We start from the raw sequence: 12,552 nt of genomic DNA on the forward strand, positions 1-12,552 counted from the left end.
CTTCCCCGCTTTCTTCAGAAAATAAATATCTTCAAGGAAAGTATACCACAAACCGGAATTTAACGCAGAAGGAAAAATAATCGTACGGTCGGATCAACTGCGCTTCGAATTACATTCCGCAGGAAATATGGTACACTAGGAAAAGGGTTGAATTTGGGAGGATAGTCTTTTCCGACATGATGAATACAGATCAGATTTTGAAGCTTGTAGCGTCGGGAGATCTCGATATTGCCGATGCTAAACGTCTATTGGAGGAAGCGGGGGAAGGTCGGGGAATCTGGACTGAAGCCCTTCCTGTGGACGATTCCCTCGGGTATGCGCAGCTTGACCTTAAGAGAGAGGCAAGAACCGGCTTTCCCGAAGTTATTTTTGGCGAGGGAAAATCCGCGGAGCAGATTACCGCGATCTTCGAACGGCTCATGGCACATACGGACCGCGTGCTTGCGACGCGGGTCAGCGGGGAGAAGGCCGCATATGTTCTGGAACGCATACCCGCCGCGGCCTATCACGCCGATGCCCGGGCGATTTCCTGGCGGTCTAGAGATGCCCGGACAAATGAGGAAGACGGATACATCGCCGTCGTGTGCGCGGGTACATCGGACGTGCCCGTCGCCGAAGAAGCCGCCGTCACCGCCGAATGCATGGGCTGCCGCGTTGAGCGTGTGTACGATGTCGGCGTGGCCGGCATCCACCGGTTGTTCCGCCGGCTGCCGCTGATCCGCGGCGCCAGCGCCGTTGTGGTCGTCGCCGGCATGGAAGGCGCTCTTGCCAGCGTGGTCGGCGGTCTCGTTGCGGTTCCGATCATTGCGGTCCCGACAAGCATCGGCTACGGCGCAAGCTTTCAGGGCATGGCCGCGCTGCTGTCCATGCTGAACGCCTGTGCGCCAGGCATCTCCGTCGTCAATATCGATAACGGTTTCGGCGGCGGTTATAACGCTTCATTAATCCATTACAACCGGGTAAAGAGGGATAAAGAATGAAACTTTTGTATTTGGACTGCTTCTCCGGTATTAGCGGGGACATGACGCTCGGGGCGCTGGTGGATGCGGGGGCCGATCGCCATTACATAGAAGAGGAACTCCGCAAAATCAAGATCGAGCCCTTCACGCTGGAATGGAAGCGTGTAAATAAACGGGGGATCTCCGCACTGAAGCTGGATGTTCTGCCGGATCCGAACACCCCTCCGAAGCATCATCGCCATTATTCGGAGATTGTGGAGCTGATCCATCGGTCAGGCTTCAACGAACGCGTGGTCAAGCTGAGTCTGTCCATCTTTGAAAAAATCGGCATAGCCGAAGCCAAGATCCATAATATCCCCATTGAAAAAGTACACTTTCATGAAGTCGGCGCGATCGATTCCATCGTTGACGTCATCGGGGTGGCATTGGCTATCGATTCGTTGAATATTGAGAAAATCGTTTCCTCCGCCGTTCCGCTGGGTTCAGGCACGGTGCACTGCGACCACGGCATTTATCCGGTACCTGCTCCGGCGACGCTTGAAATGATGAGAGGACTGCCTATTGCCCATACCTCGATTGCGCTGGAAATGACGACTCCGACCGGAGCAGGGATTGTATCCGGCCTGGTGGACGAATTCGCCAAAGGTCTGCCTCCCATGATCGTGGAAGCCATCGGCTATGGCGCAGGCACACGGGATCTGCCGGAACAGCCCAATGTTCTGCGGGCTATCGTAGGAGACGCCGACCCGTATGCGAACAAATGGCGCATTCATCACGAAGAAATTCACCATGAACATGCCCATCATCACAGCCATCACGATGAGGACCATCATCACCATCACCATCATGACCATGGGCATAACCACGATCACCATACCCATAGTCACGATCGCCATGGACATGGCCATCAACATCATGAACACACGCATCACCATGGGCACCAGAACCACGAAGAAGGCCTGTGCCAGGAGCCGCGGCACGAATCCGCGTGCAACCACGGCTAAAGAGGTTCACGATCCCGATATTTTCAAGAAAAGCCTCATCTAAAACCTTCATTAAATAGGCTGCAAGCCGAAGCTTTTCTTGCTGCTCCCGCCTCTGTTACGCGCGGCATTTGTAACGGGGGCTTTTTTATGCTTTTCCCTCTTCCCCCGTTCTTTCCATAAACCTTCTGCGCACCTCGTCGTACACCGTTTTCAGCGGTATGCCGTACGTCTTCGCCGCGTGCTCACACTCTTTGAATTCCGGTGCGAATTGCACGAGCTCTCCCTGATGAAATCCTGCCTTAACGTGAATTATGCCCCATGGGGTATCTACCGCATGAAACGTCCTCCCCAGACGATGGACGGATGCTCTCACGTAACGAAGCCCCAGCGTCGTCGTTTCGCGAAAAATGACGGTTTCCATCTTTTCCGCTTGCGATTCGTCCGTAAGCACATTGAGCATGACGCCGGGACGGCCCTTTTTCATAATGATCGGAATCCAATAGACATCGTTCGCCCCCTGTTCAAACAGCAAATCCGTAATGTATGAGCAGTATTCAGGGTTCATATCATCGATATTCGCCTGCAAAATCAGCATCCGTTCATCCAGATGCTCCTCACGGTGTTCAAACGCCATACAGCATCCCTCCAGAAGCATCATATCAAACTTGGCATGGGATAAAAAGCCGTTATTTAGCGTAACCTATCGATACACAAAAGGTAATGCTATCAACATTGTAAAGGGATTGAAGCAGCATATCCGGATCGAGAATGTCATTAGAAGGAGGTAACTTTCCTATGGTCGCATGGTATGCCCGGGCTCTAACCGCCGTGCTGGTGTGCACGACCTTGACGAGCGCCGCGCTCTGGCCTGTGGAGAAACAAGCGTCCGCAGCCGCCCCTGCCGTATCCCCAAAGTCTGCCCCCAAAAGCGGCAAAGAGGCAGCCGGGATGAAAGAGGTATTTGCAGAACGAAAAGATTTATTCGATAAGGTGAGCGCGTTAACCGGCATTCCCTGGAATTACTTGGCTGCCATCGATCAATATGAACGCTCGATTAATTTGGCCAAGAAAAGGCCTCTCAAGGACAGTCTGGTGGCCATCTATTTTACAGATCTGCAATGGGGCGGAATGTTCAATCCGGACCATGAGGATATGAACGAGCAAAGCATTAAGCTGTTTGGCGGCATGGGCCGCGACGGTTCAGGCGACGGCTTGGCGGATCGGATGAACGATCTTGACCGGCTTTATTCGATGGCTTCTTATCTGCTCAACAAAGGAACCGCCGAAGAGGATCTGCGCATTGGACTCTGGGAATACTATCAAAATAACCGCAGCGTGGAGCGAATTCAGCAATTCGCCCGGATTTACGGTACATTCGACACCTTGGACCTGCATGAGCACTGCTTTGTGATGCCGCTTGGCTCCAATTACTCCTATCGGAGCACGTGGGGCGCCAGCCGCGGCTGGGGAGGATTCCGGATTCATGAAGGAACGGACCTGTTCGCAGGCTACGGAGTACCGGTACGCAGCGCAACATACGGCATTATCGAGGTGATGGGCTGGAACCCATACGGAGGCTGGCGGATCGGCATCCGTGACTTGAACAATGTGTATCACTACTTTGCCCACTTGTCCGGATTCAACAAAAAAGAAGTGAAGCTGGGCGACGTCGTAAAACCGGGCCAAGTGGTCGGCTGGGTCGGCAGCTCCGGCTACGGGAAGCCCGGAACATCCGGCAAATTCCCACCGCATCTGCATTACGGGCTTTACCGCGACAATGGATTGACCGATTGGTCGTTCGACCCGTATCCGCATTTGCGAAAGTGGGAGCGCGAAGAGCGAATGCGGCGCAAGAGGTAAATCATGCTATGACGAAACACCCCTGTGAAGGGCAGCCGCTGCCGGCTTGTCGATCACAGGGGTGTTTTATCGACCCTGGAACGCATGGGCATTATCCGTGCTTCACATGCTGAAGCATCTGAACGAAAATTTGTTCGATATGCTCATCATCCAGCGAGTAGAATACCGTTTTGCCGGCTTTGCGCCGCTTCACGATGCGCAGATTGCGCAGATAACGCAGCTGATGGGAAACCGCCGACTGCCCCATATCCAGCACTTGTGTCAGGTCGTGCACACAAAGCTCTTTTTCCAGCAGCGTATATATAATTTTCACCCGGGTCGGGTCCCCCAGCACCTTGAATATATCGGCAAGCGCCGATGCAGTCGGTTCCGGTATCAAATCTCTTTTCAATTCGGCAATCATACCGGTGCCCGTGCAGGGATCATCGCATTGTTCGTTAAGGAATTTGTCCATGTCCCCACCGCCCCTTTTTGGTAAGCTTAACTATCCGTCCAATCATTATAGCAGAAAACAGAACGGTACGCCGCCGACATCACAACAGGCTGAGACAATTCCCATATCCATCCATATTACCCGTTGTATTTTTGAATGAGCTTCATCTTTAGGGCCCACGACGCGGGGCTAAGATTAACCCTGTACAATTCGGGATTCAATATGCGGAGATATTCCGGCCAAAAAAGCTGGAGCTGTTCTTGGTGAAACCGACGGATGTCTTCCAGCTTCGGCAGTGAATAAACCAGCTCGCCATCGATATAAATAGGTTTTAAAAGAGGGACTCCCTCATAATTAGTGATGATTTTATTTTTATACGGTTGCAGGGGATCAAACAATTTCAGAGGCTTGCCCCGCCGCACGTCGGTCTCGTCACTTTGAGCAATGTAATCCGCTTCCGCTTTTCCCGTCTCTTTATTGATAATGCGGTAGATTTCTTTGATGCCCGGATTGGATACTTTTTCCGGATTGCCTGAAATCTTGATCACCGGCTCGTATGCACCTTTCTTTTCTCTTGCCACGAGTTTATAGACACCGCCCAAGGACGGCTGGTCCGCCGCGGTAATTAACTGTGTCCCCACTCCCCACACGTCTATTTTCGCTTGTTGGGCCTTCAGGTTAATGATAATATTTTCATCAATGTCGTTGGAGGCGATGATTTTTACATAAGGAAGTCCCGCACGGTCGAGCATTTCTCTGGCTTGCTTGGATATGTAGGCCAGATCCCCGCTGTCTATCCGGATGGAGTTCATTCTTTTCCCCTGCTGCTCTAACAGTTTTGCCGTTTTTATCGCATTAGGAATCCCGCTTTTTACCGAATCATAAGTGTCCACAAGTAAAGAAACCTGATCGGGAAGCGCTTCAGCGAATTTTTGGAAGGCTTCTTCTTCCGTATCATGATCCTGGATCCAGGCATGGGCATGGGTGCCCTTGGTAGGAATGCCGAACAGCATGCCGGCCCGCAAGTTAGAAGTCGCATCAAAGCCTGCAATATAGGCCGCTCTGGCCCCCCACACCGCCGCATCGGCCTCCTGCGCTCTTCTTGTTCCAAACTCAAGCAAGGTCTCATTGGCAGCCACCTGCTTGATCCGCGACGCTTTGGTTGCAATGAGCGTTTGGTAATTCATAAAGTTCAGCAATGCGGTTTCAATCAACTGCGCTTCAAATATACGGGCCTCAACGCGAATTAACGGTTCATTCGGAAAAACCAACGTCCCTTCCGGCACGGCGTGGATGTTACCGGTAAACCTGAAGTTTTTCAGCTCGTCCAAAAATCCTTCCTTATATCGCTCCTCCTGCTGCCTCAGATAATGAATATCCTCATCGCTGAAGGTTAACTGCCGGATATAATCTACAATTCTCTCCAAGCCCGCAAAAACGGCATACCCGTTGCCAAACGGCAGTTTTCTAAAGTAAGCCTCAAACACGGCCTTTTTATTCAATGACCCCTGCACCCAATGGGCATACATCATATTGATTTGATATTTATCCGTATGCAGAGTTAAATGTGAATAACTCAATTCGCTCACTCCCTAATTAAAACTATGGCCAATGCAGCCATGATTGAAACATCGAATGTATATATTCTGATGATACGAATTGGGAATGACCGCTTTCAGAGCCTCCCCCGAGGCACCTTCATTTTCCGGGATGAAGCTGCTATATATAAAGTACCGTAAATTGCCCGAATCAACAAGAATGCTCCATGAAAGAATGCGCCCGGTCTACCCGGTTTTCGCCTTCTCCAATGCAGACCGGCCCGGTTTGACGCGGCGCTTTGGGGTTCGTTATAATAAAAATAACTATAAAGGGGAGTAGCCCAGAGGCAAAGTCGTCATTACGGGAGAGCGGTTCTCCCCGGCTTTGCCGGCAGTGCGAGCTGTTGGCGAGACCTTTACCGTACAGTCCGGTCCGGTGAAGGTCTTTTGTTTGTAAGCGGGACTTCAACCGGATTGCAAAATCAGGAGAGGAGAATGAACCATGTGGAAAAAAAGCGCCGCCCTAATGGTTATCCTGCTTGCGTTGCTGTTGTCCGGTTGCGGAATGCTGAACGATATTCAGCAATCCGTCAATTACGCAGACCAGGCGACCGACTATATCCATCAAGCCGGTACGTTCGCCGAGGAAGTTTCCGCTCTTTCCAAACAGCTTCTGACCGACGAGGAGGCACGGGCGCAATTATTGCAAAAGCTGGACGACATGAACCAGCGCATCCGGGATTTCAACAGCATCGAGCCTCCGAAGATCGCTTTGCAAATTCATGAACAGCTGATTGCTTATAATGAATCTCTGCAAAAAGGAATCAACGATACCGTGGAGCAAATACAATCAGGAGTATGGGATCCACAGCTGCTGCAAATCACGAACATATTGGAAACGATCGGGCAAATTACGAATATTTTAGACCAGCTGAAGCAGCTTGGATAGGCTTCGGCGGACTCTACTGAATCCTTTTCCAGTCATTGGCGTATACCATATATGCAGTTTATTCTAGGGAAGGAGTCGATTCCATGATTGTGACCACCACAAATACCTTAGAAGGTCAAACGATTATCCGTTATCTTGGTTTAGTCAACGGCGAAGCCATTATGGGGGCCAATATCGTACGCGACTTGTTCGCTTCCATCACCGATATTGTCGGCGGCCGGTCCGGAGCTTACGAAAGCAAGCTGAAGGAAGCGCGCGATATTGCGATTGAGGAAATGAAATCCCAAGCCGTACGTATAGGCGCCAATGCCGTGGTCGGCGTTGACATTGATTACGAGGTGATTCGGGAAGGCATGTTAATGGTAGCGGTCAGCGGGACCGCGGTGTATGCGGAATAATCCAAAGAACCTGACGGCAGATGACCATCAGGTTCTTTTTAAGTTCAGTTATGCAAGGCAAGCTGTGCGATTTCGAGCCGAAATCCGGCGACCATTATCGGCAGCCCGGTATGATGGAGCCAAAAATGCCGTGGCCCAATCGACTTCCGCCCGCCGCGAGCGATCGTTTCAGACTGTCCCTTTGCCGTTTTACCGACCGCCTAAGACTGTTCAATAACGCGGGCGGTCAGCATGGCTTTGGCCACGCGGGCGCCGCTGTGGAAAATCTCAATATCAATCTTGCAAAAGCGCCGGCTGACTTCAATAACCGTAGGAAAAATTTCAATGACGCTGTCGATTTGAACCGGCTTCAGAAAATAACCGGAGAAATTATCCAGAATGAGATCGCCCTTCTTATGCTCCTTGGCGGTCCGGTAAGCGACCTGTGTCATGATGGTGGTCAGCACACCCTCGGAGACCGTGCCGAGATGATTCGTCATCTGCGCCGTGATCGTCCCGCGGAAATACAGTTTGCCCTCGTCGTCTCTCCGGTCCTCGAATCCCGACCATATCAAATCCTCGAAGGTTTCTCCGTTTTGCGGCTGCATCTGGATGTACTGCATGGCCTTCAGCACCTCCTGACGGCTGATGACCCCTATCATTTTGCGGTTCGTATCGATCACCGGCAAGAGCTCGATGCCTTCCCACACCATGATATGCGCGGCGGAAGCGACGGAAGCCTGCGGATGGATTGTGATGGGATGGCGCGTCATAAGCCGGTCCACCGTCTGGTCCGGTTCCGCTCCGACCACATCCTTCGTCGTGACAATCCCGATCGGCCGGTTCCATTCATCCACCACCGGAAACCGGTTATACCCCGTCTCCTCCATCAGCTTTTCCATGTCGGCAACCGTGTTATAGCTGCGCAAGCTGCTGACGGGGGCATCGGTGCGGATGATATCCTCCACCAGCATGATTTGCTTCTTGATCAGCCGGTCGTAGATGGCCCGGTTGATCATTGTCGCCACGGTGAACGTATCATAGCTGCTGCTGATCAGCGGCAATTCGAGTTCATCCGCCAACCGCTTCACCTCCGGAGCGGTATCGAATCCGCCGGTAATGAGCACCCCTGCGCCCTGCTCCAGCGCGCCCATATGAGCCTTGTTGCGGTTGCCTACGAGCAGCAGGCTTCCGGGCTCGATGTACCGCATCATCGCATCCTGCTGCATGGCGCCGATGACAAACTTGTGGAGCGTTTTCTCCAATCCTCCAGCCCCGCCCAGCACTTCGCCGTCCACCATGCTCACCACCTCCGCAAAGGTCAGCTTGTCGATATTTTGCCGCTGCTTGCGATCTACCCTTACGGTTCCTGTGCGCTCCTTCGTACTCACAAGCCCCTGATTCTCCGCTTCCTTTATGGCGCGATACGCGGTTCCTTCGCTGACCTCCAGCGCTTTGGCGATTTTGCGTACGGATATGCGCGTCCCGACGTTAAGCTCGGCGATATATCGGATAATCTGCTCATGCTTGGTGAGCAGCTCCTGCGGCTCTTCACTCATTCCCGAAACACCTCCATGCAAACTGTAATATCCTGTTTTTCAATTATTATATAATAGATGTGTCAAAAAAACAGCCTGACCGAAACAGATTTCCGGTATATCCTCCACATTAAGGTCCCCGGAATGGAAAAAAGCCCAGGGCGTTCTCTCGCCTCAGGCTTCCTATTGCTGTGCAGCCGCAGATTAGCGGATTAGCAGATTATCCAATGTTTGCCACGATGCCGCACAGTGTCTTGTCTATGACAATTTGACGATTTGGCCAGTCGCATAAGATTGGAATGCGCCTAATATCACCTTCAATGATTTCAGCCCTTCTTCCCCGGAGATATCCGGTGCTTTGCCCGTTACAAGGCAATCTACGAAGGCGTCGATCACGCCGCTTGCGGTCTGTTTCTCATTCGTAGCGATGGCTCCGACTTTGTACCGTTCTACAGTACCGTCGCGCAGCTCGACAATCACCTGATCCTCCGGATGCGTACCCACCTTCATGACGCCGTTCTCGCACCAAAATACGGTGCTGTTGTCTTCGCCTTTGTAGTACGTCCAGCTGGCCGCCAAGGTCCCGATCGCACCGCTTTTCATCCGCAGCACGCAGGCGGCGTTATCATCGACGGCCGTATCTTCTTTGTGCAGCGTATCGATGATGGCAGCCACTTCAGCCACTTCGTCTTCCAGAAAGTACCGGATCAGATCGGATTTATGCACCCCAAGGTCGCCCATTGCTCCCATGATCGCCTCATCCTTGCGGAAAAACCAGCTGTCCCGTCCGTCTACACTCCACCTCTCCGGACCGGGATGACCGAACGAGGTCCGGAAAGTCAGCACTTTGCCGAGCTTACCCGATTGCAGAATCTCCTTCGCTTTCCTATGCGGAGGCATCAGCCTTTGATTGTGTCCGACCATCAAGTAAACCCCGTTCCTCCTGGCCGCCTCGATCATCGCTTGCGCTTCCTCTTCGGTTGCCGCTATCGGTTTTTCTACCAGGACGTGAGCCCCTGCGTTGGCTGCGGCGATGGTCGCCGGAGCATGCAGAATGTTAGGCGTACACACACTGACCGCATCCGGCTTGACCTCGCGCAGCATGTCTTCATAATCGGTGAACGCTTGAGCAGAATAAGGCTCCGCGCACATTTGCGCGCGATCGGGAATCGGGTCGCAAAAAGCAACCAGCTCCACGTTCGGATTCACCGCATACTCCGGGATATGTCTTCTTTGCGCGATCGCGCCGCAGCCGATCACGGCCACTCTTATTTTTTTCATGATTTCAGCCTCCTCATATCCTTTTATCCTTTTTATAAACGGGACAAATAATTCTCACGCAGCCATTGCATACTGATCTCTACACTTTCAAGCGGCGGATTTTGACACCGGTCCTGCTCCACAATAAGCCACTCGACATCGGCATCCGAGGCGGCTTGAAGCACCTCGGGCAGATGGATAATCCCTCTTCCAAGCTCCAGCGTATCGATGCCGCCGTCTTCGGCATAGCGGAAATCCTTCAAATGCAGCAGCGGAAGACGTCCCGAATATTTGGCGGTATACGCCAACGGATCCTGACCGATATATTGCACCCACCCAAGATCCATTTCCACCTGGGCCAAAACAGGAGGCAGCGCATCGTACAGCGCGTCGAAGACAAATTGCTCCCCTACTTTCTCTTCAAATTCGAAGGCATGGTTATGATAAGCGAACTGCAGACCATGCTTTTGCGCTTTCCGGGCAACCTGTTCAAAAAAGGAAAAATGCCGCTCCCAATCTCTTCGATCATCCTGAGGAATATTAGGGCACACGATATATTCAGCTCCAATGGTCTTCAAATAGGCGATCTCGTTCTCCAGATTGTCCTGGAGAAGATGATACCTCACATGGCTGCCGATCGCTTTTAAATTCAACTCTTGGAGCAAGCTCTTCATCTCTTCAGCGGGCACGTCGCCGTAACCGGCAAACTCCACCCCTTCGTACCCCAGCTCAGCGACTTTACGCAGCGTACTGCGGAAATCTTTGGCCGTTTCGTCACGCACCGTATACATTTGCAAGCCAATCCCCATTCGTTTCAATGGAATCTCTCCCTCTCCGAATTGTTATCCCATTATTTCACCGCTCCGCCGGTCAGTCCCGTAACGATTTTTTCCTGGGCCATAAAATAAACCGTAAGGATCGGTAAGCTAGCCAAAGTCAGAGCGGCCATTAATGCGGGGACATTCACCGTTAATTCTCCGTAAAATTTCTGCATTCCGAGCGGCAGCGTCATGTTCTCCGGGCTCGAAATCAAGACCAGAGCGAAAATAAACTCCGTCCAGATATGAATAAAATTGTAGATCACAATCGTAGCCACCGCAGGCGTAAGCATCGGCAGAATAACGTTCCAAAACATTCGCATATGACCGCAGCCGTCGATTTCTGCGGCTTCTTCCACCTCGCGGGGAAGCTCCGACATGAACTGGGTCAATATAAATATCGAGATCGGTAAGCTAAACGCGACATACGGACCGATTAAAGCCGGAAGAGAGTCACTTAAACCGGCATTGCGGGTCAGAATAAAAATCGGAATCAGCGTAGAGTGAATAGGCAGCATCATACCCGACACCAGCAGCAGGAATACTGGCTTATTCCAGCGGAATTTCAATCTGCTCAGCGGATAGCTCGCCAAGGCTGCGATGAATACGGTAAGCGCAACCGATATCGATGTAACGATGACGCTGTTGAAGAAATACGCCACAAGTCCATTTTCAAACGCCAGGATATAGTTGGAGAATTGAATCGACGTGAACAACGAGAACGGATCCATAAAAAATTGTTCCTGCGTTTTGAAGGAGGTCGCAACCATATATAGGAACGGGTATCCCGTAAAGACCAGCAGCGCAACGGCAAGGATGTACTGGGGAACAAGCCTGATCGTCGCCGTCATGGCATCGCCCCCTTCTTCTTGCGGCCGGCTTCCATAACTTGGATGACGCCCGCTGCTATGAATGCCAGCAGGAACATCATAAAGGCCACCGCACTGCCATAGCCCATATCAAAATGAATAAACGCCTGTTTGTACATGTAGGTACCCAGCAGCTCCGTACTGCCGTTCGGTCCTCCACCCGTCATAATATAGAAGATGTCGAACGCTTTTAACGAACCGACAATGGCCAAAGTCGATGAAGTCACGATCGTCGGCAGAAGAAGCGGAAGCGTAATATGCCAAAATCGTTCAAACGCGCTCGCTCCGTCTATGCTTGCCGCCTCGTACAGATCCTCCGAAATCCCGACGATCGCCGCTTTAAACAAAATCATGTAAAAGGGCGCGTACTGCCAAACAATGACCAATAAGATAGCGCTCATCGCCGTCTTCTCTTCGCTGAGCCAAGCGACATATTCGAAGCCGAACAGACTGATCAAACGGTTGACCACGCCATTCAAGGGATCAAACATGAAGATCCACAGCATACCAATGGCTACCGTCGACATCAAAAAAGGCATGAAGTAAATCGTCTGAAACAAACGCTTGCCCCGTATGGGAGCAAACAAAATCAACGCCATGATCAACCCCAATGGAATTTGAAGAAAAACCGAGGTAAAAATGATTTTGACGTTATTCAGAAACGCTTTCCAAAAAACAGGATCCGAAAAAAGAACGGTATAATTTTGCAACCCGATAAAGGTTTTATCCGCTCCGCCCTTCCATTGATAAAAGCTGTATTGAGCCGTCCCGAATATCGGATACAGGATGTAAATGCAGTAAACGATCAGTGCCGGCGCAAGAAACAAGCAAATGGTCAACCTTTTATCGAATTGTTTTTTTCGGCCCGGGCTCAGCGAAGTCGCTGCAGGGTAAGAATATTCTGTTTTTTGCAAGTTCCCCACATCCTTCCTGCACAGGTTGAGAAGATAGGGGGAGAATCCCCC

General features: G+C 51.6%; 13 protein-coding genes. 5 read left to right on the plus strand and 8 right to left on the minus strand.

The window, feature by feature from the left end; translation table 11 throughout:
• Positions 1–176 precede the first annotated feature (176 nt).
• Complete coding sequence (gene larB / locus NR121_RS08855; protein ID WP_062409514.1) at positions 177–980, plus strand: nickel pincer cofactor biosynthesis protein LarB; 804 nt, start codon at positions 177–179, stop codon at positions 978–980.
• Positions 977–1,963, plus strand: coding sequence for a nickel pincer cofactor biosynthesis protein LarC (larC, locus tag NR121_RS08860; RefSeq protein ID WP_082660841.1), 987 nt, complete (start codon positions 977–979; stop codon positions 1,961–1,963). The genes larB and larC overlap by 4 nt, the downstream gene beginning before the upstream one ends.
• A 127-nt stretch (positions 1,964–2,090) precedes the next feature.
• Here the strand turns inward: larC and larC2 are convergent, their stop codons facing one another.
• Positions 2,091–2,579 (minus strand): nickel pincer cofactor biosynthesis protein LarC2, encoded by a 489-nt coding sequence (gene larC2 / locus NR121_RS08865; RefSeq protein WP_054817460.1) that lies wholly within the window; start codon positions 2,577–2,579, stop codon positions 2,091–2,093.
• Positions 2,580–2,740: 161 nt separating this feature from the next.
• On the opposite strand from larC2, the gene NR121_RS08870 reads away from it, so the two are divergent.
• Positions 2,741–3,805: a M23 family metallopeptidase gene (locus NR121_RS08870; RefSeq protein ID WP_256831085.1), complete on the plus strand. Its 1,065-nt coding sequence runs from the start codon at positions 2,741–2,743 to the stop codon at positions 3,803–3,805.
• Positions 3,806–3,896: 91 nt separating this feature from the next.
• Here the strand turns inward: NR121_RS08870 and NR121_RS08875 are convergent, their stop codons facing one another.
• Both NR121_RS08875 and NR121_RS08880 read right to left on the minus strand, forming a co-directional pair.
• A complete protein-coding gene (locus tag NR121_RS08875) occupies positions 3,897–4,259 on the minus strand; it encodes an ArsR/SmtB family transcription factor (RefSeq protein WP_054817459.1) in 363 nt (120 codons plus the stop codon).
• 116 nt (positions 4,260–4,375) lie between these two features.
• A complete protein-coding gene (locus NR121_RS08880) occupies positions 4,376–5,818 on the minus strand; it encodes a nicotinate phosphoribosyltransferase (protein ID WP_054817458.1) in 1,443 nt (480 codons plus the stop codon).
• Between the two features lie 460 nt (positions 5,819–6,278).
• On the opposite strand from NR121_RS08880, the gene NR121_RS08885 reads away from it, so the two are divergent.
• The gene (locus NR121_RS08885; protein WP_054817457.1) at positions 6,279–6,725 is read left to right on the plus strand and encodes a DUF6376 family protein; all 447 of its coding nucleotides are present in this window, start codon (positions 6,279–6,281) and stop codon (positions 6,723–6,725) included.
• Positions 6,726–6,808: 83 nt separating this feature from the next.
• A complete protein-coding gene (locus NR121_RS08890; RefSeq protein ID WP_054817456.1) occupies positions 6,809–7,123 on the plus strand; it encodes a YbjQ family protein in 315 nt (104 codons plus the stop codon).
• Between the two features lie 200 nt (positions 7,124–7,323).
• On the opposite strand, the gene NR121_RS08895 is transcribed toward NR121_RS08890, so the two are convergent.
• From NR121_RS08895 to NR121_RS08915, 5 genes are all read right to left on the minus strand, one after another.
• Positions 7,324–8,661 carry a DRTGG domain-containing protein gene (locus tag NR121_RS08895; RefSeq protein ID WP_062409517.1) on the minus strand — a complete coding sequence of 446 codons (1,338 nt, stop codon included), beginning with the start codon at positions 8,659–8,661 and terminating at the stop codon, positions 7,324–7,326.
• A 237-nt stretch (positions 8,662–8,898) separates the two neighbouring features.
• Positions 8,899–9,921 carry a Gfo/Idh/MocA family protein gene (locus NR121_RS08900; RefSeq protein ID WP_256831087.1) on the minus strand — a complete coding sequence of 341 codons (1,023 nt, stop codon included), beginning with the start codon at positions 9,919–9,921 and terminating at the stop codon, positions 8,899–8,901.
• A 32-nt stretch (positions 9,922–9,953) separates the two neighbouring features.
• A complete protein-coding gene (locus tag NR121_RS08905; RefSeq protein ID WP_062409519.1) occupies positions 9,954–10,718 on the minus strand; it encodes a sugar phosphate isomerase/epimerase family protein in 765 nt (254 codons plus the stop codon).
• Positions 10,719–10,750: 32 nt separating this feature from the next.
• The gene (locus NR121_RS08910) at positions 10,751–11,569 is read right to left on the minus strand and encodes a carbohydrate ABC transporter permease (protein ID WP_062409520.1); all 819 of its coding nucleotides are present in this window, start codon (positions 11,567–11,569) and stop codon (positions 10,751–10,753) included.
• The gene (locus tag NR121_RS08915; RefSeq protein ID WP_235594146.1) at positions 11,566–12,501 is read right to left on the minus strand and encodes a carbohydrate ABC transporter permease; all 936 of its coding nucleotides are present in this window, start codon (positions 12,499–12,501) and stop codon (positions 11,566–11,568) included. Before NR121_RS08915 ends, NR121_RS08910 begins: the two co-directional genes overlap by 4 nt.
• Between the last annotated feature and the right edge of the window lie 51 nt (positions 12,502–12,552).

The organism is Paenibacillus sp. Pae15 (genome assembly GCF_024519685.1).
In the GTDB taxonomy this organism is placed as follows: domain Bacteria; phylum Bacillota; class Bacilli; order Paenibacillales; family NBRC-103111; genus Paenibacillus_G; species Paenibacillus_G naphthalenovorans.